At 44.5% G+C, this 20638-nt stretch carries 21 protein-coding genes and 2 pseudogenes; 14 read left to right on the forward strand and 9 right to left on the reverse strand.

The features are described 5' to 3' along the window. A pseudogene (locus QUB44_RS27570) lies at positions 1-367 on the reverse strand (IS630 transposase-related protein); the annotation flags it as partial. A 291-nt stretch (positions 368-658) separates the two neighbouring features. Next, complete coding sequence (locus QUB44_RS27575; RefSeq protein WP_333372500.1) at positions 659-2155, reverse strand: glycosyl hydrolase family 57; 1497 nt, start codon at positions 2153-2155, stop codon at positions 659-661. A 180-nt stretch (positions 2156-2335) separates the two neighbouring features. Between QUB44_RS27575 and QUB44_RS27580 the strand changes: the two genes are divergently transcribed. The 3 genes from QUB44_RS27580 (at position 2336) to QUB44_RS27590 (ending at position 3639) form a co-directional block, all read left to right on the forward strand. Then, entirely contained in the window at positions 2336-3064 is a 729-nt protein-coding gene (locus QUB44_RS27580) for an AIM24 family protein (RefSeq protein WP_333372502.1), read from the forward strand. 90 nt (positions 3065-3154) lie between these two features. Further along, entirely contained in the window at positions 3155-3343 is a 189-nt protein-coding gene (locus QUB44_RS27585) for a hypothetical protein (protein ID WP_333372504.1), read from the forward strand. Continuing rightward, positions 3340-3639 carry a hypothetical protein gene (locus QUB44_RS27590; protein ID WP_333372506.1) on the forward strand — a complete coding sequence of 100 codons (300 nt, stop codon included), beginning with the start codon at positions 3340-3342 and terminating at the stop codon, positions 3637-3639. Before QUB44_RS27585 ends, QUB44_RS27590 begins: the two co-directional genes overlap by 4 nt. A 1-nt stretch (position 3640) precedes the next feature. Here QUB44_RS27590 and QUB44_RS27595 read toward each other — a convergent pair whose 3' ends face one another. Further along, positions 3641-3781 (reverse strand): hypothetical protein, encoded by a 141-nt coding sequence (locus QUB44_RS27595; protein WP_333168506.1) that lies wholly within the window; start codon positions 3779-3781, stop codon positions 3641-3643. 56 nt (positions 3782-3837) lie between these two features. Here QUB44_RS27595 and glgA point away from each other — a divergent pair, with 56 nt between their 5' ends. After that, entirely contained in the window at positions 3838-5313 is a 1476-nt protein-coding gene (glgA, locus tag QUB44_RS27600; protein ID WP_333372508.1) for a glycogen synthase GlgA, read from the forward strand. A 768-nt stretch (positions 5314-6081) separates the two neighbouring features. Then, positions 6082-7131: a Fe(3+) ABC transporter substrate-binding protein gene (locus QUB44_RS27605; protein ID WP_333372510.1), complete on the forward strand. Its 1050-nt coding sequence runs from the start codon at positions 6082-6084 to the stop codon at positions 7129-7131. Positions 7132-7196: 65 nt separating this feature from the next. Here the strand turns inward: QUB44_RS27605 and QUB44_RS27610 are convergent, their stop codons facing one another. Both QUB44_RS27610 and QUB44_RS27615 read right to left on the reverse strand, forming a co-directional pair. Beyond that, entirely contained in the window at positions 7197-7718 is a 522-nt protein-coding gene (locus QUB44_RS27610) for a pentapeptide repeat-containing protein (RefSeq protein WP_333372512.1), read from the reverse strand. A 36-nt stretch (positions 7719-7754) separates the two neighbouring features. Then, on the reverse strand, positions 7755-9476 hold the full coding sequence (locus QUB44_RS27615; RefSeq protein WP_333372514.1) for an iron ABC transporter permease: 1722 nt from the start codon (positions 9474-9476) through the stop codon (positions 7755-7757). A gap of 126 nt (positions 9477-9602) precedes the next feature. On the opposite strand from QUB44_RS27615, the gene QUB44_RS27620 reads away from it, so the two are divergent. From QUB44_RS27620 to QUB44_RS27635, 4 genes are all read left to right on the forward strand, one after another. Continuing rightward, complete coding sequence (locus QUB44_RS27620; protein ID WP_333372516.1) at positions 9603-10691, forward strand: ABC transporter ATP-binding protein; 1089 nt, start codon at positions 9603-9605, stop codon at positions 10689-10691. Between the two features lie 82 nt (positions 10692-10773). Next, the gene (locus QUB44_RS27625) at positions 10774-11073 is read left to right on the forward strand and encodes a hypothetical protein (protein ID WP_333372518.1); all 300 of its coding nucleotides are present in this window, start codon (positions 10774-10776) and stop codon (positions 11071-11073) included. A gap of 278 nt (positions 11074-11351) precedes the next feature. Next, complete coding sequence (locus QUB44_RS27630; RefSeq protein ID WP_333372520.1) at positions 11352-11648, forward strand: BrnT family toxin; 297 nt, start codon at positions 11352-11354, stop codon at positions 11646-11648. Beyond that, positions 11638-11925, forward strand: coding sequence for a hypothetical protein (locus tag QUB44_RS27635; protein WP_333372522.1), 288 nt, complete (start codon positions 11638-11640; stop codon positions 11923-11925). The genes QUB44_RS27630 and QUB44_RS27635 overlap by 11 nt, the downstream gene beginning before the upstream one ends. 128 nt (positions 11926-12053) lie before the next feature. Here the strand turns inward: QUB44_RS27635 and QUB44_RS27640 are convergent. Together QUB44_RS27640 and QUB44_RS27645 are read right to left on the reverse strand one after the other, a co-directional pair. Next, positions 12054-12312, reverse strand: a pseudogene (locus tag QUB44_RS27640) (Uma2 family endonuclease); the annotation flags it as partial. 145 nt (positions 12313-12457) lie between these two features. Beyond that, the gene (locus QUB44_RS27645; protein WP_333325706.1) at positions 12458-13228 is read right to left on the reverse strand and encodes a TerC family protein; all 771 of its coding nucleotides are present in this window, start codon (positions 13226-13228) and stop codon (positions 12458-12460) included. A gap of 338 nt (positions 13229-13566) precedes the next feature. Between QUB44_RS27645 and psaM the strand changes: the two genes are divergently transcribed. Both psaM and QUB44_RS27655 read left to right on the forward strand, forming a co-directional pair. After that, a complete protein-coding gene (psaM, locus tag QUB44_RS27650; protein ID WP_015174804.1) occupies positions 13567-13662 on the forward strand; it encodes a photosystem I reaction center subunit XII in 96 nt (31 codons plus the stop codon). A 285-nt stretch (positions 13663-13947) separates the two neighbouring features. Next, complete coding sequence (locus tag QUB44_RS27655; protein ID WP_333372524.1) at positions 13948-14364, forward strand: slr1601 family putative cell division protein; 417 nt, start codon at positions 13948-13950, stop codon at positions 14362-14364. 224 nt (positions 14365-14588) lie between these two features. Here QUB44_RS27655 and ctpA read toward each other — a convergent pair whose 3' ends face one another. Beyond that, on the reverse strand, positions 14589-15827 hold the full coding sequence (ctpA, locus tag QUB44_RS27660; protein WP_333372526.1) for a carboxyl-terminal processing protease CtpA: 1239 nt from the start codon (positions 15825-15827) through the stop codon (positions 14589-14591). 157 nt (positions 15828-15984) lie between these two features. On the opposite strand from ctpA, the gene QUB44_RS27665 reads away from it, so the two are divergent. Together QUB44_RS27665 and QUB44_RS27670 are read left to right on the forward strand one after the other, a co-directional pair. After that, positions 15985-16437 carry a calcium-binding protein gene (locus tag QUB44_RS27665; RefSeq protein ID WP_333372535.1) on the forward strand — a complete coding sequence of 151 codons (453 nt, stop codon included), beginning with the start codon at positions 15985-15987 and terminating at the stop codon, positions 16435-16437. Positions 16438-17018: 581 nt separating this feature from the next. After that, positions 17019-17921 (forward strand): Uma2 family endonuclease, encoded by a 903-nt coding sequence (locus QUB44_RS27670; protein ID WP_333372528.1) that lies wholly within the window; start codon positions 17019-17021, stop codon positions 17919-17921. 45 nt (positions 17922-17966) lie between these two features. On the opposite strand, the gene QUB44_RS27675 is transcribed toward QUB44_RS27670, so the two are convergent. Further along, a complete protein-coding gene (locus QUB44_RS27675) occupies positions 17967-19586 on the reverse strand; it encodes a leucine-rich repeat domain-containing protein (RefSeq protein ID WP_333372531.1) in 1620 nt (539 codons plus the stop codon). A gap of 76 nt (positions 19587-19662) precedes the next feature. On the opposite strand from QUB44_RS27675, the gene QUB44_RS27680 reads away from it, so the two are divergent. After that, complete coding sequence (locus QUB44_RS27680) at positions 19663-20586, forward strand: tetratricopeptide repeat protein (RefSeq protein ID WP_333372533.1); 924 nt, start codon at positions 19663-19665, stop codon at positions 20584-20586. The last annotated feature ends 52 nt before the right edge of the window (positions 20587-20638 follow it).

The following is a 20638-nucleotide window of genomic DNA, read 5'->3' on the forward strand; positions in this document are numbered from 1 at the left end:
AATTGTCTCAGATTTCTATAATATTTCATTCTTTCTTCTCGATTTCTTTCTTTATAGCGAAGTTCTTTTTTTTTTTTTGTAATTTTCAATTTTTTTAAGGCATAGCAGATGGCACTCGGTCTGACGGAGAAAGTTTTTGCTCTTTCTACTAATCTTGCTTCCGGATTTTTTTCAACATCTTTTTTGAGGGCTTCCCAATCTAGCTTTCGTTGACGGTGAGTGACCTGAGTTGGTCGAAGGTCTTCCCAACGAGCGATCTATAAATTGTTGCTCTTCCTAACTTAAATATGGCGGCAGCTTTCGTTATACTCCCTCCATTTTCTACATAATTGACTACTTTTTGTCTGAGGTCTAGACTGTAAGCCATTTTTTTTTAATTAACTATTTTTATCGATTTTATCATGATCTTGCCTCTGTCTCACATTTATTTGAAATGACTATATGTAACAGTCCTAGACGCACACAGACCAAAGAAACCGGGTTTTTACTGAATCTGCGGGCTACAATCAAGAATTTCCGTAAAAAAACCCGGTTTCTGAGCTCCCATGCGTCCATGACTGTTGATATAAAATCCGGTTGCACTGGAATTATTTGTTTGTTAAATTTGGTCAAGTTCGCAGTTGCGTTTTTTTCGCCACACCGCAACTGCGAACTTTTCCTACTTCATTAAAGCAGCGCCGCGGTTGTAAAGTTCTCGCGCGTAATCAGTCCAAGTTCCCTGTCCCCAATAGCGGAAACAGCTTGTTTGTAGCAGCAAGTTGTAAAGCAAAGCTTGTTGGTATTCAAACTGCTTGGTAACTGAAGCATCTTGCTGCAACAGCGGGTCGTATTTTTTGTGAAATGCAGCGCTGAGTAGATTCATCGGTTCCAAGACATTTTCGTAGCCTTTGACCCAACTCAAATCGTTAGTCCAAGAAGCGCCATCCATGTGAAAATTGTGGTCTGTTTGCTTGAGTTGTGCGATCGCACTTTCCACTTTTTCCGGTGTCGCACTATCAGGATCGACTAGCTGCCAGATTTTGTGCTGGTTAATCCCTTGACAAACAGGATAATCATCAGGATTAACGCCCGCCGCTTCAATCATCTCCAAATATTCAGTGCCGTTTAAACCAACAACACCGGATTTTCCCCCGCCTTGTTCGCGGTTTTCGTGCCAAGCTTTGACAAAAGCGCTGGGAAATTCATTCATCATCACGCCGCCATTTTCGCCGTCAGCAATCTGAGTCACTAAAGAAGGAATTGTGACATTGCCAATTTGTTGTTTATTGCGTCCTTTGGCTTCGTAATATGGCTGCATTTGACCGACTAATTTTGTATCGGAACCTTGGGTTTTAATCAATGCCGTGATGCTAATAGTTTCGCCCCGAGAATTCCGGGCAACCAAACGGTTGGGAATGTATTTTTGGTCTTGCGACAATCCCGAACCGTCGGGATTTTCTACAGAATGTTCTTGCACCATCAGCCAGCGGTAGCCGCATTCTTTCAAAGCTTTGATGTATTCGTACAGTGTATCTGGGTGATTGGGAAAGTGCATTTCTGGGGGCGAAAAACCTTTGACGCGCTTGAGGGCATCTATGCCAAAAATGGCTGCAAAATGATGTTGCCATGCTTGAATTTGGAGTTTGATGTCGGGAATGGGAGTTGAGGGAATGACGGCGTGACTCCACATTGTCCCCAGCCATTCTACGTGAGGTTGATATTGAGGTTCGCAGGTAATCCGCTTGAGATTATCAAAGATATCGTCGCGTCCCATTTGGCGCAATCCCCACAATAAGTTGCCCGAATAATCGAGCATAATTCGCGGGTTGCAGCCTTCAGCAATCAGTTGGGGGATGAATTCTCCCATGCGAGAATAGCACCAAGCAAAGACTGCGGCGTTGTGGTTGTCTCCTTGGTTGGGATGTTCAAACATATTCTGGAGATTGCTGATCAGTTCGCCGTTTGCACCGGCAGGAATGGTGGGTTGGTGCATATGCAGGGCGCAGGCAAATCCGGCTTGAATGTTTTCCAGGCGCAGATTTGTGGTAGGTAGAAAGATTGGTTCGTTGCTATTGGCTGCGACATTAATTTCTGCTTCGGAGCCGCAAATATTGGGTAATCCTGAGTTGATTTCTTGTAAAATGGGTAAATTGGGAGATTGTGCGATCGCAGGCATAAATTTTTCTCAACAATTGTGGAGGGGCGCTGTCTGCTATTGCTAAGATAGCTAGATACTTTAACAGTAGCAGAGGATGTCTGCCAAAGATTAATTTCACAAGATTAGTCCGGGAGCGCAGAAGCCCCAAAGCTTGGGTAAAATGTTTAACACATTTCACGTAAATAGGCTAGGTAAATTATGAAATACGAAATCAAGCTTTTGGAACCAACGGATTTGTGGTACGTCCAAAATAACATCAATCCAGAAACCAATAAATTTTACCATCCCACTAAAAATATTCCGTTGGTTCAGCAAGCGGAAATTAACTTGAATAATTCGGGAGTGATAATTCAAAAAGGTGCGCTGCATTGGTGTATGGGGAAATTGACTTCCGGTGTTTATAAAACGGATAACCGTTTGAAAGATATGTGGGTATCTTTAACAACGGAAATGGATTACAACGCTCCCGTATATCAAGGGACTGGTACGGTGAAACTGGAACCGAGACAAAAAGGTCATTTCCTGCATTATACGCCGATCGACCTTTCGGATGCGGAGGAGTGGGAGTTTGATGACGGTGTATTTCAGTTTTGTTCAGACAATGTAGTTATCGGTGCTAAAAAACTGAAATTCCGACAAGTGGCTGCTTCTAATGACGGTAGGTGGAGAATTGCTGTTACAGCTTTGCGCGAGCAAAAAGCTACTGTTGTAGCTGCTACAAGTTCACCTGCTAAGATTGTCGAACTCAGACAAGGTGAAACTTTGATAGCTGATTGCGATTTGGTGAAAGGATTTACCAAGGGGATTGAAGAAGATTATCGAAAATTAGGTCATTTTGGCAAAGGCGGTGGGGAGGGTTATGTTTGGTTTTATCAGGGAAAAGGTAAATTATTAATATGTGAAAATGATGCTATGGGTTTGGGATAACTTGTTGCATTTTTGTCGAGCGTTATGAGATTTATGAGTGGTATTTATGTAAGATAAGGAGGAAGAAACATCGCACACAAATTTGCAGGCATGAAAGTGTCTGAGATTCTCAAAGGTAAAAAAGGTAGTATAAAACAAGCACAGCTTCCGGCAAGTTCGCCAAGTGGGGAAGAATTTAGCGAAATGATATGGGAGCAAATAGAAAGAGGTGCTCAAGAAAATATCTCCGCCTTTAGGATGGTTCGCAAATTGTTGAGCGATCGGAGATTTGATAGATGAAAAATAATGGATTTGACCAACTAATATTATTTTTGCAAAAGTTGAAAAAACAGGCGATCGATTACAGTTTAGCGCATCATCGGGATGAAGCTATGATGGTAATTGTAGCTGTACCTGGGGAACGGTGGGAAATTGAATTTTTGAGTGATGGTTCGGTGGAGGTAGAGAAGTTTGTCAGTAATGGAGAAATTGTTGGAGAAGAAGCTTTGAGTGAGTTATTCGATCGCTATTCGGAACTAGACGAGACAAATGCCGATTTGACTCAAAAGATTGAGTTGACAAATGCGAGAAGATGAGTTATGTTTTGCGGAATTTGCGATCGAGTTGCAGCAATGCCGAAACGATATCGCCGATCGCAACCGCCGCAAATTCGGCTTCTGGGAGCCCGATCGCCCTTTTATTCCCAATGACCGACTTGCTTATCTGCCGAGAAATCATATACTTTGTCAAGTTAAGAAAATATTTTTTTGATTCATCCAGGAGCGAGAAAAAAAATGTACATAGTACAAATTGCCTCGGAGTGCGCCCCCGTCATCAAAGCAGGAGGTTTGGGCGACGTAGTTTACGGTTTGAGTCGGGAGTTACAGAATTCCGGCCACTGCGTCGAGATTATTCTACCGAAGTACGACTGCATGAGGTACGACCACATTTGGGGACTTCACGAGGCATACCGAGATCTGGCTGTGCCCTGGTACGGCGGCGAAATCCTCTGTGATGTCTTGTGCGGCTGGGTACACGGGCAGTTGTGTTTTTTCATCGAACCTCGCTCTCAAGATAACTTTTTTAATCGCGGCTGTTATTACGGCTGCAATGACGACAATATGCGGTTTGCATTTTTCAGCAAAGCCGCTTTGGAATTTTTGCTCAGAAGCAACAAGCGTCCCGATGTGATTCACTGTCACGATTGGCAAACTGGTTTGGTTCCAGTCCTGCTGTTTGAAATTTACAAATACAATTGGATGGAATATCAGCGAGTCTGCTATACCATTCACAATTTCAAACATCAAGGCATGGGAGGTAGCGATATTTTGCAAGCAACGGGTTTGCACAGACCGGATTATTATTTTGAGTACGATCGCCTGCGAGATAACTTTAACCCTTTTGCTATCAACTTTATGAAAGGTGGCATTGTTTACTCGAACTTTGTCACCACAGTTTCGCCGCACCACGCTTGGGAAGCTCACCTCGGCGAGTTTGGCTACGGTTTGGGCCACACTTTGCATTTGTATCAAGAGAAGTTTCGCGGGGTGCTCAACGGCATCGATTATGATGTGTGGAATCCCGAAAGCGATCGCTATATTCCGCACCACTACACTAAGGATGATTTGGCAGGAAAAGCCAAAACTAAAAAAGCTTTGCGCGATCGGCTGTTACTGCGCGATGCTGACAAGCCTATTATTACCTTTATCGGTCGTTTGGACGACCAAAAAGGTGTTCATCTCGTCCACCATGCAATTTATTACTCTCTGAGTAAGGGAGCGCAATTCGTGCTTTTGGGTTCCGCGACGGAAGGGGGAATTAACGCGCATTTCCAGCATGAAAGACAGTTTTTAAATGATAATCCCGACTGCCATTTAGAACTAGGTTTTAATGAGGAACTGTCGCACTTAATTTACGCGGGTGGGGATATGATTGTGGTTCCCAGTAATTACGAACCCTGCGGGCTGACTCAGATGATCGGCTTGAGGTACGGCACTGTTCCTGTGGTGCGGGGAGTTGGCGGTTTGGTGAATACTGTGTTCGATCGAGATTACGACACCCGCCACCTCCCGGAAGAACGCAACGGTTACGTGTTTTACCAAACCGACTACTCGGCTTTAGAGTCGGCGCTCGATCGGGCGATCGGATTGTGGTATGACTATCATGATGAATTTGAAAAACTCATGCTTCAAGGCATGAATTGTGACAATTCGTGGAACTATCCAGCTAAAGACTATGTGGAAATTTACGAGCTAATTAGACACAAATAATCCGTAGGATGCCAGTGTGCAACTTACTAACTGTAGGGTGTACACTGTAGCCAGCGTCTTGGTGGCTGTTGAGCCTGGTCGAGAATTCGGGTAGTTGATACATGGCGGTGACGCGAATCGCTTGGGAGATGGCTGTTGCTTTTTTTTTTGAGGGCGCGAGGTTTTTTAATGAATCTTTTTAAATTTACCTATGGGCTAAATCTAATAAAATCTCTGGAGGTTGTTGTCCCTCGCAATTAGTAAAAGCACTGTCTGCCCTCAAACAGCAGACAGTCAGAAACCTACAGGGGATAGGGCTGGGGAGTTTTTGGAGATGTCTATTGCAAACAAGTGTTGTGATACTTAGTCAGCAAAAATCTGTGTCATAAATTCAGTCCTGGACGCATCAAAACCTTCATAAGCAAATAAATTTTTTGGCGTTGCATAATAGCGCCATGATTTTGATTTTTTTGTGGGATGGGCCCAGGAACCCGAAGGCGTGTATTTTCAGACCAGGCCGGACACCCTACAATAATCATCCTCAAATTGAGCAACGCCAATTTTTTACCTAATCTGCAGGCTACCACAAAGTCTTTTCGTAAAAAAATTGCCGATTGAGCGAAGTCGAGACCGGATTTATGACCACGGGTGCGTCACCCCTAAAATAGTTACGCTTTTGATCATCAAATAAGAATTACTTGCATTAATATAGTAAAACACTGACTATAGATGGCTGTAGATAGACCATCGTGTCAATTACCAGATGAAAAAATCTATCATTATAGAACAATGAGCATTTCTCGGCGTATTTTTCTTGCCAGCGGTACAGCAATGGCTGTCGTGGCAGTGGGGGAAATAACCAAAAAAGCCCCTGTCGCAGCCCAAACCGGCACTCTCAACCTTTATTCAGCACGTCACTACGACACTGATAATGAGTTGTACCAAAGCTTCACCAAAAAAACTGGGATCAAGGTTAACCTCGTTGAGGCGGATGCTGACCAACTAATTGAACGGATCAGAAGTGAAGGTGCTAATAGCCCCGCTGATGTTTTCCTCACGGTTGATGGTGGGCGTTTATGGCGGGCGAAACAAGCCGGTATTCTGCAACCTGTTTCTTCAAAAGTGCTGACATCGGCAATCCCAGCAAGTTTGCGAGACCCTCAAGGTTTCTGGTTTGGTCTATCGCGCCGGGCACGGGTGATTGTTTATAACAAAAGCAAGGTGAACCCTGCCCAATTGTCAACCTATGAGGCGCTGACAGAACCTCGGTGGAAAGGCAAAGTTTTAGTGCGATCGTCCACTAATATCTATAATCAGTCTCTGGTTGGGGCTATGTTAGCCGCTCATGGAGCTCAAAAAACAGAAGCTTGGGCGCGAGGATTGGTGGCTAATTTTGCGCGTCCTCCAGAGGGAAATGATACAGCGCAAATCAAGGCTGTTGCTGATGGGGTAGGCGATATTGCCATTGTTAATACCTATTATGTAGCTCGCTTAATGAAATCGAAAGATCCAGCAGACCAGGCGATCGCGGCGAAAGTAGGTGTATTTTTCCCGAACCAGCGCGATCGCGGTACCCACGTCAATATTAGTGGTGCCGGTGTAGTCAAAACCTCCCGTAACAAAGCAGCCGCGATCAAATTCTTAGAACACCTAGTCACTCCCGAAGCGCAACAAATTTTTGCCAGGAGTAATTACGAATACCCTGTGGTTTCAGGTGTGGCGATCGATCCTGCAGTTGCCAGTTTTGGTACATTCAAATCTGACCCTCTTAACCCTGATGTGTATGGCAAAAATAACCCCGAAGCTTTAAAGATTTCCGATCGCGCCGGATGGAAATAGAGGCTTTTTGAACAAAAAGCTACTCTTTGTGATTCGGCGGTTGAAACCGCCGAATCCAATCAACTTTAATTTTTAATTTTACCATCCGGCATTATAGCGCCTTTCAGGTTTGCCCCTTTCAGGTTTGCCCCTGTCAAATCAGCACTATTTAAGTCAGTTTCACTTAAATTGGCATTACTAAGATTGGCATTATTCAGTTTAGCCCCTCGCAAAAAAGCCCCCTTGAGATTTGCATTACTCAAATCAGCATTTGTGAGATCAGCGGCAGATAAACCTGCTTTTTCCAGAGAAGCACCTTTTAAATTTGCACCTTTGAGATTGACGCTATCGAGTAAGGCTTCATTAAGTTTGACCTTTTCTAGCATAGCACCTTCCAACTTAGCACCATTGAGATTAGCGCTGGTTAAATCCATGTCACTTAACTTGGTATCAGTCAGATCACATCCTGGACATTGCTTAGTTTTTTGTAATGTTTCGAGGGGACCAGCCGCCTGTTTTTGGCATCCAAAGGTGACAAAAATAGTAAGCAGTAAGAAAGAGATTGTGCTAGTAGTGCGGATAAACATTGCTAAGTTTTTATTACTCATCTTGATTTTCAAAGGAATAAAGGCAACAGTTAACTGTTAACTGTTAACTGTTAACTCTGTTGAAGACTTGCGCGATCGCGCAATTTTCCAACTTAATAAAATAACCGGTAACATCCCCACTAAAACAATTGCCAATGCTGGGCCAGAAGCTTCAGCCAATCGCTCATCTGAGGCAAGTTGATAAGTTCGCACAGCCAAGGTATCAAAGTTAAACGGTCTAATAATTATAGTAGCAGGTAACTCTTTCATTACATCAACGAATACTAACATCATGGCAGTTAGTAGACCTCCGGTCATCATTGGTGTATGAACTGTAACTAAAGTTTGCATCGGGCTATAACCCAAACTTCTCGCCGCATCATCTAAATTAGGCTTAATTTTGCTCAAACTTGACTCTACCGCATTTAAAGAAACAGCTAGGAAGCGAACTATATAGGCAAATACCAAAGCTGCGATCGTACCACTTAACAACAAGCCTGTAGAAATTCCCCAGTTTTCACGCATCCAACTATCAAATAGATTGTCAATTTTTCCAATGGGAACCATAATCCCCACTGCAATCACAGAACCAGGTACAGCATAGCCCATTGCCGCAACTCTCGTTCCTAACTGCACTCCTAGATTAGGATATAACCGTAAGCCATAAGCCATAATCAAGGCAATAACTACGGCTAAAATTGCTGTCAGTGTTGCCAAAATTAAACTATGACGGGCAAAGATCCAAAAACGTTCATCTAAAGTGAGTTGCCAATTAGCTAATGTCAACTTGACTAAAAGACCTGCTGGCAATAAAAAACCCAAAAATAGCGGAATAAAACAAGCCATTACCGCTAAAATCTCCCGAATTCCTTTAAGCTGATAAGTTTGCAGTTGGCGATACCGACTGCTAGCTTGATAATATTTAGTCCTACTGCGCGACCAGCGTTCTACTAAAATTAAACCCAGAACAAATAGTAATAGCAGCGCAGCTAATTGATTGGCCGCAATTCGTTCTCCCATGCCAAACCAAGTCCGATAAATACCTGTGGTGAATGTATCAACTCCAAAATACTGAACAGTGCCATAATCGTTGAGAGTTTCCATCAAAGCCAGTGCTAAACCTGCTACAATTGCGGGTCTAGCCATTGGTAAAGCAACTGTAATAAAACTCCGCCAAGGGCTACAGCCCAGTATTCTACTAGCTTCTAGGGTACAAGTTGATTGCTCCAAAAATGCAACCCTTGTTAATAGGTAGACGTAGGGATATAAAACTAAGATTAGCATTAAGATTGCTCCAGGGAGCGATCGCACGTTAGGAAACCAATAGTCTCCATAACTCCAGCCAAAAATATAACGCAAAGCAGTTTGAACTGGGCCTGAAAATTCTAAGAAGTCTGTATAAGTATAAGCTAGCACATAAGCTGGGGCCGCTAAGGGTAATAGTAATGCCCATTCAAATACGCGACTGGCCCGGAAGCGACACATTGTTACTAGCCATGCACATCCTACGCCAATCACGACAACACCAAAGCCTACACCGATCATTAACAATAAAGAGTTGACGATATAACGGGTTAAAACTGTATCGGTTAAATGTTGCCATGTATCTTTAGCTTCAAAAAAGATACTGGATAAGACACTGATCACTGGTATGGCGATCGGCAATGCTAAAGCGATAACCGCCAGTGTCCACCCACTAGCGGATAAACCGCGTAAGGTCAATAGCCATTGGATTGTCCGGATTCCTGTTTGCTGTAGTGATTTTTGGGAATTTTTCATTGCTAGTAAAAAGTCTAGCCTGCTATTTTATCAGTAGGTGTAAACATTTGTCAAGCCTTTATGATAATTAATCTCACTAAACTGGTTTATTGTAGAATAGTAAGTTGTTGATTATTTATAGCAATAATGGCTCGACCGATAATTCTGCATTTGGATGGTGTAACAAAACAGTATGCCCAAGCAGCATCACCGGCGGTGGCATCTGTCACCCTGACATTACATCAAGGAGATATACTGGGGTTGTTGGGGCCATCCGGTTGTGGGAAAACAACGTTGCTGCGGTTAATTGCTGGTTTTGAACAGCTACAAGCAGGGACGATCGCTCTAGCAGGAAAAACTGTAGCCAGTGTTAATATGTCAGTGCCGCCGGAACAGCGAGACATTGGTATGGTGTTTCAAGACTATGCACTCTTCCCCCATTTGACAGTCGCGAAAAATGTAGCTTTTGGCTTGACGCATCAAGGAAAAGAGTCAAAGCATAATATTCAGAAAGGTGTCACCGAAGCATTAGCGTTGGTGGGATTAGAAGGATTGGAAAACCGTTATCCCCATGAATTATCGGGGGGTCAGCAACAGCGAGTAGCCCTGGCCCGTGCTTTAGCCCCTAGGCCTGCGATTATTTTACTAGATGAACCATTGAGTAATTTAGATGTACAAGTACGCTTAAGATTGCGTCAGGAAGTCCGCGAGATTCTCAAAGCAACGGGAACCTCTGGTGTATTTGTCACCCACGATCGCGAAGAAGCACTTTCGATTTCAGATTGGGTAGCGGTGATGCGTCAAGGCAAATTAGAACAGTTTGGCACTCCAGAGGAAGTTTACCGAGAACCAGCATCTCGATTTGTGGCTGAGTTTGTGACGCAAGCTAATTTTGTTTCTGCATCGCTAAAGCAGGATTTTTGGGAAACAGAAGTAGGTTGTTTTGCTGTTAAAGGAGATTCATTTGTCAAAGTTCCTTGTGATGTTTCTACTGAAGGAGAATTGATGATCCGACAGGAAGATTTAAGTTTATACTTAGATGAAGATTCGGCTGTTGTGATTTGCGATCGCCAATTCTTAGGCAGAGAAAATCGTTATTGTTTAAAAACACCTTCTGGCGAAAAGTTATATGCACTCACAACCACAGGAAATGTTTTTCCCATTGGTTCTAAAGTTCGGTTATCTTGTGGTGAGAATTCTCCCTTAGCTTTCTTTGTCGGTAAGCCTAAGCCATAGCTAATTGCTAATTGCTAATTGGGAAAAAATCCTCCCCCTCTGCCAACGGTAGAAAATCATCATTATAGATAGAAGTTGAAGAATGAAGAGATTAGAAATTTTTACGCTCGCTAGTTGCATGGTTATTCATGCTGTAACTGGAGCAGTAGCTAGGCCATTTGAGAGAAAAGTAGTAAATTGTGAGTCAACAGTTCAAGGTATCTGGCTTAAGCCCGGACGCTATGAACTTCTCCTAGAGACGGGTGGTGGCTCTGGTGCGACTTACAATAATTTCTACACTTTTGCTTCTGATCGAATTAGTAGAGATCAGCTTATTGCAAAAATAGCATTCACATTCTATTTTTCAGGCGGACGATGGGTAGAGAATAACTTCGTTGAATAGGCTAATGGTCAAAAGGAAGGAGTTAAATATAAGGGTCTTAATTCTAGCTTTTATAAATTTGAGTACAGTTTTGAGAAGGGTGGATATCTTCGTTGCATTCATGTAAGTCGAGACTGAAATTAAAACCGTCTCAACAATCTGCCGACTCCCCAAAACCTTCACCATTCAACTTTCCGCAACCTGAACCGCGAAACCTCATCTTTCTTTGCCATCGCCGCGATCGCTTTTTCCAAAATTCGTATTGACAATGTAAATACGCCATGCTTATACTATGAAACATGGATGTGTCTTTCGTGCTCAATGGCATTACGTTTGTTTGGAATAACGAGAAGGCTTGGAACAACCCTATAAAGCATGATGGGATTACATTCCAGCAAGCCGCTGAAGCCTTTTTCGATCCCTTTCTCGTTGTTGTCGATGCTAGCGGCAATGACGAAGCGCGAGATGCTGTGATTGGACTTGATAGCCGATGGAATTTGCTATATGTAGTTCACATCGAGCGTGAAGAGAGTGTAATTCGGATCATTTCAGCACGTAAAGCAACTCGTCAGGAGCGAACAGAGTATGAAGGTTGAAGCATTAAAAAAGCGACTCGATCGCAATCGTCCCATGACCAGCGTGACAATTCGCATTCCTGAAGATGTCGTAGAAGATCTCAAACGGATTGCGCCACTGTTAGGCTTTTCAGGATATCAGCCCTTGATTCGCGCTTACATCGGTCAAGGATTACGCATAGATTTGGAGCGATTTGAGGGCGATGCGACGATCGGAGCCTTGATTTCAAGTTTGAAGCGTCGAGGTGTCAGCGATGAGATTATTAGTGAAGCCTTAAGTGAAATCGCTCAGACTTAGGTGATTAGGAAAGTCTTTTAGGCATATTTGTTACAGCGATAATAGATTAAAATACAATTTCTAGTTTAAGAATGTGGTAGCTATAACTGAGTTACTTGAACGTGAGATCGCTCGATTGAAGACTTTGCCTAATGATGAGCAAGATGCGATCGCACTTTTTCCACCGACAGCGACAAAGCCTGATCCACTTGCTCTACGGTTAAACCCATTGCCAGCAGTTGGGGAATCGCATCCCGTTGGGTTTGCTCTTCTGATCGATCGCCAATATGCCGCCAACCGCGTCAGCAACAAATTCCCCTCGCTATCCCACCAGCGTCACCATTGCTGAGTCTGATTTTGATAACTGCCTTCCCATAGGCCCAATTGTACTCCTATAAGTTCGATCGGCTAGTGAAGGAAACAATATTACAAAATAAAAGCCTTTCATCCCCGGACTAAAGTCACCGGGATGAAAGGCTTTTGCACGTTTTGATCAGCCTTCAATCTTGTTGGTTTGACAGATTTAAGCTAATTTTATTGAAAGGAAAGTATGTTAATTTTCGGACTTCTGTCCTTGAGCTTCTCGCACAGAAACTTCTGCATCCGGCTGATTCAGAGCCATTTCTAGAGATTTTGCAATCTCGACTGACTCAGGAGTACGCTTAGAAAATCCCCAGACAAACATCAAGACGATACTGGAAACTAGCAGCCATTGCGGAGGAACTAAATCGGGATTAATTACTTTCACCAACAACCGCATTCCCACGAACCCAACTGTGATGTAACCAGCACTTTCTAGGTGAACGAACTCATCCAGCCAGCGGATGAACAACCCGGCCATGAATCGCAGAGCAATAATTCCAATAGTAGCGCCTGTTACGACGATAAAAGTGTTATCAGAAACAGCGATCGCAGTAGTAACGCTATCCAATGAAAACGCTAAATCCGTAAAAGCAATCATGGGAATTGCTTGCCACACAGTCGCAAATCTGGGCCCGTGATGTTCTCCTTCGGAGTCTGTCTCTGAAGTAAAATGTTGGAAAACAAGCCACAGCAGGTAAAGAGCACCCAGCAGCTCAAACTGCCAGTATTGGATCACCCAAGTAGCCGTTAAAATTAGGGCGATCCGCAGTACAAAAGCAATTATCAAACCCAAGTTGAGAGCTTTTTGCTGATCCTTGGCATCTTCCAAACCTTTAGAAATAGACGCCAGGGCGATCGCGTTGTCAGCCGAAAGTACAGCCTCCAAAGCCACCAAAACCAACAATAATAAAAAGCCGTCAACTCCAAAATTGGGTGAAGCGTCGAGAAATTGATCTAGCATTAACTATTTTGTGCACCTAAAAATGGCAAGGGTCGAGCGCAGCGCAAATTACCCGCTCTGTCTAACATTAGTGTCACCTTCACTTAAATCTTAACCTAACGCGGTAATTCTGTGGGAGGCGATCGTCCGAACAACGTCCGAAGGAATCAGTCCCTGGAAACAAGGAAAAATTCTCCCCCTCCGACACTCAAAAACTGCGCCACTGGGCCACTGCGCCACTGGGCCACTCCTCCCCGGACGCACCATTTGTGTTGCAAGTTGTAACAAATGATTCCCAAAAGCGCCAATTTGTCTCAAATTGGTGAAAGCTCGTCCCCGCGAAAAGGAGTTTTGCGAATATGTCTTTAACAGATACCCAAGTCTACGTAGCGCTCGTAATTGCTTTGATTCCCGGAATCTTGGCTTTCCGGTTGTCAACTGAACTGTACAAATAGTTTCCAGACACCAGTTGCGAACCGCAAAACGCCTGCCTGACCAGTTAAATCTCTCGCATTACAGATACAGACAATTGCTGCCACAGTGCAGTAGATTGTTTGTGTTCAGCAAGACGAGACTGCAAGGGCAGGCATTTTTGTGGGGAAATTCCGTCTTCAGGCGTCACCTTTGTCTCAACAATTTTGGCTGTCAGCACCCTGACAAACAGCGGCGAGTGTGCGTTAAGCTCAGAATTTGCTCTGTTGAACTCTAAAACGTCAGTCTCAGGTATTTGAAAAAAAATTATGCAAGCGATTCAACCCACCGTTACCCCACTGCGTCCTGTAAAAAACTCCCCTCGGGTTACTCCTCGTCGCAGCAGCAGCCGCCAGCGTTCCTACCCTCACCAAACCCTCGCGGCCGAAACAGGAGTCAAGTTAGCAGTCAACATGGTACTTTCAGTCTGTGCCACTTCTGCTTTGCTTCAGCTTTGGCCTCACTACCGGGCCGTGCAAGAAAAATTGCACGAAATCCAAGCTGAAGTCAATCTTACCCAAGGGCGAGTAAATAAGTCGCGATCGGACTTTAACCGCTACTTTGACCCTAGTCTTACTAAAACTGTGATGCAAGAGCAAAGCAATCGATCTGACCCCCAGCAGCGTCCGGTGATTTTGCAGGAACCCGAAGTACCCGAAGCCGAGGAATCAACCCCGCAACCTTAAGGGAACAGGAGTTTTGGGTTTTGATATCACGTCCGATAGCATCATTCTTTTATGTCATTGCTTCGCACAGCGAACAATGACAGATGAATCTGTCGGACGTGATATCACTTTTGAGTTAAAGAGTTTTTAGGATCATTGTTGCCTGTCCTTGCGAAGGAAACACAGAGACAGACATATACCTGTGTATGAGGCCCTGTTGCAAGCTCAAAACTTCAAACTCCGGCTTATACTGACTTTGCCAGCACGGTTTTTTCTTTAAGTAGTTGCAGTGCAGCTTGATATTGCAAGTCTGCTGCGGTGCCAATCTGATCGCGCGCAATGGGATCCAAAGGCACTACGCGATCGGGCGAAATCCCCAGCTTGTTAATATCTTTATGGTTCGGTGTCTCGTACTTAGCAACAGTCACGGCTAACCCGGAACCGTCAGACAAATCAAACAGTGACTGAATCAGCCCTTTGCCAAAAGTCTTTTCTCCTACCAGTTGAGCTCTGCCGTTATCTTGCAGCGCACCAGCCAAAATTTCGCTAGCACTGGCACTTCCCTTGTTCACCAAAACAATGAGCGGATCGTTAGTTAGGGCTTGTCCATAGGCTTCAAAACTGCCGAGAATGCCTTGTCTGTTCACCGTGTAGACGATCGTCCCGGAATCGAGCCACAGGCGGGCAATTTCAATCCCTGCTTGCAACAGTCCGCCCGGGTTGTTCCGCAGGTCGAGAATGTAGGCGGCGGCTCCTTGTTTTTCCAAGCGGTCGATCGCGTGAGCGACTTCCTCAGTAGCGTTAGCACTGAATTGACTCAAGCGAATGTAGCCCACCGGCAAATTTTCCGACCCCGACTGCAATTCGGCGTAAACCGGATTCAGAGCAATGCGATCGCGCACTAGCTCAATTTCCTCAGCAGCGTCCCTTCCCTCGCGCCCCAAGGTCAAGGTAACGGGAGTGCCGATGCGGCCGCGCATTCGAGTTGCAGCCTCGTCTAGGCTCAATTCTGAGGTAGGAGTGCCATCAATTTTCAGAATGCGATCGAGGGGTTGGATACCAGCTTTATCCGCCGGTGAGCCGGCAATCGGAGCCACCACTGTCAGGGTATTTGTCTGGGGGTCGATCGCAATTTGCAGCCCCACACCCGTCAATTCTCCCGAAGTGTTGACCTGCAAGCTGCGGTACTGTTCGGGTTTCAGCAGTCGAGTGAAGGGGTCGTCGAGATTCGCCAGCATCCCCTGAATCGCCGTGTAAGTCTGCTGTCTGTCGTTGAGCGGTTGCTTGACAGCTTTTTCGCGAATCGACCACCAGTTTTTAGAGTTGAATGTGTCATCCACATAAGAGCGGTTGACAATTCGCCAAGCTTCGCTCAAAAGCTGCTGTTCAGGAGTTAGGGCAGCAGCAGGCTGCGCCCACGCGCCTAGAACCAGGGCGACTTGGAGGAAAAGTACAATAGCAATCTGGAAAACTCGTCTGTGCATGATTGTTCCGTAAAATACCAGTAAGTATTACATTTTATGTATTTTACGTTTGTACGCTGGGAAGCCTGTTGCAGATTTAACTCGCCTTTTGAACGATCGCGAGCGTTCAAGAGGCACTTGTAAATAAATATAAGCGATCGCAGCTAACTCCAATCTCATCGGCACTGACGGGGACGACAGCCTCTCCGGCGACAGCGGCAGCGATACAATGGCCGGCAAACGTGGCAATGATACTCTCAGCGGTTTGGGCGTTAACGACTGGATACAGGGCAATCAAGGCAATGATTCCCTCGACTGTGGCGACGGCGATGACACTGTTTATGGCGGCAAAGAAAGCGATAATTTGTTGGGCAATAATGGCGAAGATATCCTGTTTGGAAATCGCGGTCAAGATAGCTTGAGTGGAGGTGAAGGCAATGACAGTCTTTACGGCGGTCAAGCTAGCGATATTCTGCTGGGCGGTAACGGATCTGATTTTACCAGCGGTGAAAACGGCGATGACATTTTGATAGGAGGAAATGGGAGCGATCGCTTCTTAATTTTAGCCAATTATGGCAGCGATATCATTTTTGATTTTGAAGCCAATATCGACTTCCTCGCACTTGCTTAAACTTTAATTTTCTCGCAACTCTCTATTATTCCTAGTAACAATTCAACTTTAATTAGACTGGCAGCAACTAACCAAATTATAGCTACTCTCAATGGAGTATCAGCCAACCAAATTACCATCGCTGATTTTAGTTAAAACTACTTGAGGGGCCATCTAACTCCCCTTCAAGTATTGTGCGTCGCTATAAAAATTTTCGCTAATAGCAGTGAACTCATAGCGACGCACAATACCAACGATGCAATATCGCGTTCGTTCGATCGATGTAGCGCAATAAGTAATATCATGTTCGGTCAATTGACCGTGATTTCATAAGGGGCGGATTCGCTTTAATATTCTGCACAAATCCGAAATTTTGTAAACCCTTCCATTACCCTTATCTGATGGTCGATCGACCGAACATGATATGACAGGACTTACGCTTGAGGCTCAAGGATAGGGACAACCACGGGGGGATTGCCCCTACAGGACACTATATATAGGGGTAATGCGTAAGTCCCGATCGGATAGTGTTCGATCGAGTCCCGGTAACAACAACTGGCTTCGAGATACACTGGAGTCAATCAAAGCGCATATGTAATGCTATGCACCAAACTAATCCCCCCCGTCCGCCTTCGGAAACCATGCCGACGATGTACGATTTGCCCAGTGAAGATCCCAACGATCCGGATCTGCCAGAGCAATTTCATCCGCGATCGCCGAAAGAAACCATGCCTACAATGTACGATCTGCCTAGTGAATTAATAGGAGAATCAGGATTGCCAGACGAATTTCATCGTATTCAAGCTAGTATTCTAAGGGAAACTTGTCAACCGCAAAATTGGCAGCCAGATGAGGTATTTATTGCCAGCGACCTCAATCTCTATTACGACCCCCGCCATCCCGGTTGGTACAAACGTCCTGATTGGTTTCTAGTTTTAGGTGTTTCCCGTTTTCAAGAACAGGAAAATTTACGCTTAAGCTATGTAGTTTGGCAAGAAGGAGTTAACCCATTTTTAATAGTTGAATTCCTCTCTCCCGGAACAGAAGAAGAAGATTTGGGACAAACAGTTAGAAGAGTCGATCGACCTCCGACAAAGTGGGAAGTATACGAGCGAATTTTAAGAATTCCCTACTACATTATCTACGATCGCTATCAAAACCAATTACGTGTTTTTCGTTTGAATGGCACTCGTTACGAAGCTTTATCTCTGCCAGATGGACGTTTGTGGCTGGAAGAAATGCAATTGGGATTGGGATTGTGGCAAGGTAGCTATCAGGGAACAGTCGGTTTGTGGCTGCGTTGGTACGATGAGACTGGTTGGATACCGACGCCAGCAGAACGTGCCGAGGAGGAACGCCAACGTGCCGAGGAGGAACGCCAACGTGCCGAGGAGGAACGTCTTCGCGCCGAGCAAATGGAAAGAGCTCTAGCTGAGGAACGTCAACGGGTTCAGCAATTGTTGGAACAGTTGCGATCGCTCGGAGTCAATCCAGATGTTGAGTAAATTCCGATCGGAAAGAGGGTTTGCAAGTTCAGCAACGCATTTTTCTCAAAACTTGCAAACTTCTAACCTACTGACTGGACAACTTTGCCGCGCGATCGCATTATCTGCCACATAAAGCGAACTCAGATTTTTCAGTGCTGCTAGAGGACTGAAATCTGCAACTGGATTGAAGCGGAGATTAAGCGAGTACAAATTTATCAGTTTTGCCAAAGGGCGAACATCTTTGACTTGATTGCCTTCAAGATTGAGCCCAGTGAGGTTTGTCAGTCCCGCTAGCGGACTAACATCTTCAATTTGCTTGCCTTTAAGGTTAAGAGACTTCAGATTTATCAGCCTCGCCAGAGGGCCGACATCTTTGATTTGGTTGCTTTCAAGATTGAGCCAACTGAGGTTTGTCAGTCCCGCTAGAGGACTAACATCTTGGATTTGATTGTTGTCGAGGTTAAGCGCACTCAGATTTTTTAATCCTGCTAAAGAGCTAACATCTTTGATTTTGTTATTCTCAAGGTTAAGCGAACTTACGTTTTTTAGTCCTACCAGAGATCTGACATCTATTTGATTACCTTCAAGGTTAAGTTGATCCAAATTTGTCATTTCTGCTAAAAAGCTGACATCTTTGATTTGGTTGTATTCTAGATCGAGCTGCTTGAGCTTTGTCATTCCTGCTAAAGAACTAACATCTTTAATTTGGTTATCGTGCAGATAAAGCGTAGTCAAATTTGCCAGTTTTGCCAGAGCGCTGATATCTTCTACTTGGTTGAAGCGAAGATTAAGCCAATCCAAATTAGTCAATCCTGCCAGAGGGCTGACATCTTTGATTTGGTTGAGAGTGAGCATAAGCTCATTCAGGTTTTTCAGTCTCGCCAGAGGGCTGACATCTTTGATTTGGTTGAGAGTGAGGTTAAGCTGATTCAGGTTGTTTAGTCCTGCTAAAGGGCTAATATCTTTAAGTTGATTACTTTCAATGTCAAGCCTCTTCAGGTTTGTCAGTCCTGCTAGAGGGCTGATATCTGCGATTTTGTTGGCAATCAGAGCGAGCCGAGTTAGGTTTGTTAGCCTCGCCAAAGCTCTAACATCTGCAATCTGGTTTTTGTCAAGATCGAGCCCAGTTAATTTTGTCATTCCTGCTAGCGGTCTGACATCAGTAATTTTGTTATTGTAGAGGGCAAGCGAAGTTAGATTTGTGAGTCCTGCTAGAGGGTTAACATCAGCAATTTGGTTGTTGCCAAGGGAAAGTGACTCCAGGTTTTTTAGTCCTGCTAGAGGGCTGATATCAGCGATTTGGTTGAGGCTGACAGAAAGCTTCTTAAGGTTTTTTAATCTTGCCAAAGGGCTGACATCTATAATTCGGTTGTCGTGGAGGTCAAGCTCTTCCAAGTTTGTCAATTCTGCTAAGGGACTCAGGTCACTGATCCCTTTCTGGCCGAGGTAAAGTTTAGTGAGACTTAACAGATTTTTGGCACCGAGTTCGCAATCATTTGTACCTGCTTTTGCTAACAGCACCTCTACAGTTATTCTCGCCTCGGCTGACAAACTGGCTTGCTTTTGGCACCACTCTTTAAAAGAACTCCCGCTATTAGGTTCGGCGGCTTGAGCGATTCCCCATCCCCAGCCACTGAACGCCCACATATTTATTATCAGAGCAACTGTGCTAGTCGATTTCATGGATATCCTCACAATCGATGCAAAATATGTCAAATTGATAGCAATCCGTACCTTCTCTTGTATGAAGGATTGAACCATGCGTCTACATTTAGTCAGCCTCAGCTTTGCCACTCTGCTGCTTTCGCTAACCTCTCCCTTGTTACCATCTACCTTGAGTCTCTCGCCTTTAGTCGCGCAGGCGCAAACAAATCAAGATCGGAAAGCTATAGGCGATCGCCTATTCAGAGAAGGTGAATATCTGAATGCAGGGCACAGCTATGCAGCAGCTATCAGGAAATTCCAGGAAGCCTTATCGATTTATCAAGAAATAGGCGACAAGACAGGCATTGGGGAAACCCTATACTACATTGGATATGTTTACTACAACCAGAAAGAGTATGAGCAAGCATTAGATTACTTCCAGCAAGCTTTGCCTATTCGACGGGAGGTAGGCGATGGCGATGGGGAATTAGTAACCCTCAATATGATGGGGAGAAGTTACGGCAAGCAAGGTCGTGAACTGGTTGAGCGAAGTCAATATCGAGAAGCCTTAGAGAAATTTCAGCAAGTTCTGGTTATTAATAGAAAACTTGGTCAGAAGGAAGCGGAAGGGTTAACTCTCAACCAAATTGGGGTAGCTTACACTAGCCTGGGAGAGTATGAATTAGCCTTGGATTTCTATCAGCAAGCTTTAGCAATTCCTACAGCTTATTTGACGGAGGTTCGGGCAGCAATGCTGTCTAATACCGGAAGACTTTACGAGGCGCTAGGACAGTATGAACTGGCTTTGAATTTCTACAATAAATCCTTAAAAATTGCCAGAATACCCTCACTATCTATTAGCGGGCAGAGTTGGGACATCGGGGGTGAAGTAAGAAATCTAAACGCGATCGCGAGCAATCACTCCAGACTAGGAAATTACGAATTAGCCTTGAAGTTCTATCAGGAAGCCTTAGCAATCCTCAAAACAATTGATGACAAAACAGACAAAAAAACCGGGAGCATGTCACTTTTGCAATAAGTATTTATACTTGTTGTGCAGTTTTTGGCGGTCTACCAATTAAGCCATTTAA

The sequence above is a fragment of the Microcoleus sp. AT3-D2 genome (assembly GCF_036705715.1).
Taxonomy (GTDB): Bacteria; Cyanobacteriota; Cyanobacteriia; order Cyanobacteriales; family Microcoleaceae; genus Microcoleus.

Bases quoted from the DNA above. Each gene is read 5' to 3' on its own strand.
- QUB44_RS27645 (WP_333325706.1), bottom strand. From the start codon at position 13,228: ATGCTAGATCAATTTCTCGACGCTTCACCCAATTTTGGAGTTGACGGC.
- QUB44_RS27670 (WP_333372528.1), top strand. From the start codon at position 17,019: ATGCACCAAACTAATCCCCCCCGTCCGCCTTCGGAAACCATGCCGACG.
- QUB44_RS27675 (WP_333372531.1), bottom strand. From the start codon at position 19,586: ATGAAATCGACTAGCACAGTTGCTCTGATAATAAATATGTGGGCGTTC.
- QUB44_RS27635 (WP_333372522.1), top strand. From the start codon at position 11,638: ATGAAGGTTGAAGCATTAAAAAAGCGACTCGATCGCAATCGTCCCATG.
- glgA (WP_333372508.1), top strand. From the start codon at position 3,838: ATGTACATAGTACAAATTGCCTCGGAGTGCGCCCCCGTCATCAAAGCA.
- QUB44_RS27610 (WP_333372512.1), bottom strand. From the start codon at position 7,718: ATGAGTAATAAAAACTTAGCAATGTTTATCCGCACTACTAGCACAATC.
- QUB44_RS27580 (WP_333372502.1), top strand. From the start codon at position 2,336: ATGAAATACGAAATCAAGCTTTTGGAACCAACGGATTTGTGGTACGTC.
- QUB44_RS27615 (WP_333372514.1), bottom strand. From the start codon at position 9,476: ATGAAAAATTCCCAAAAATCACTACAGCAAACAGGAATCCGGACAATC.
- QUB44_RS27680 (WP_333372533.1), top strand. From the start codon at position 19,663: ATGCGTCTACATTTAGTCAGCCTCAGCTTTGCCACTCTGCTGCTTTCG.
- QUB44_RS27620 (WP_333372516.1), top strand. From the start codon at position 9,603: ATGGCTCGACCGATAATTCTGCATTTGGATGGTGTAACAAAACAGTAT.
- psaM (WP_015174804.1), top strand. From the start codon at position 13,567: ATGTCTTTAACAGATACCCAAGTCTACGTAGCGCTCGTAATTGCTTTG.
- QUB44_RS27575 (WP_333372500.1), bottom strand. From the start codon at position 2,155: ATGCCTGCGATCGCACAATCTCCCAATTTACCCATTTTACAAGAAATC.
- QUB44_RS27585 (WP_333372504.1), top strand. From the start codon at position 3,155: ATGAAAGTGTCTGAGATTCTCAAAGGTAAAAAAGGTAGTATAAAACAA.
- QUB44_RS27625 (WP_333372518.1), top strand. From the start codon at position 10,774: ATGAAGAGATTAGAAATTTTTACGCTCGCTAGTTGCATGGTTATTCAT.
- QUB44_RS27590 (WP_333372506.1), top strand. From the start codon at position 3,340: ATGAAAAATAATGGATTTGACCAACTAATATTATTTTTGCAAAAGTTG.
- ctpA (WP_333372526.1), bottom strand. From the start codon at position 15,827: ATGCACAGACGAGTTTTCCAGATTGCTATTGTACTTTTCCTCCAAGTC.
- QUB44_RS27595 (WP_333168506.1), bottom strand. From the start codon at position 3,781: ATGATTTCTCGGCAGATAAGCAAGTCGGTCATTGGGAATAAAAGGGCG.
- QUB44_RS27655 (WP_333372524.1), top strand. From the start codon at position 13,948: ATGCAAGCGATTCAACCCACCGTTACCCCACTGCGTCCTGTAAAAAAC.
- QUB44_RS27630 (WP_333372520.1), top strand. From the start codon at position 11,352: ATGGATGTGTCTTTCGTGCTCAATGGCATTACGTTTGTTTGGAATAAC.
- QUB44_RS27605 (WP_333372510.1), top strand. From the start codon at position 6,082: ATGAGCATTTCTCGGCGTATTTTTCTTGCCAGCGGTACAGCAATGGCT.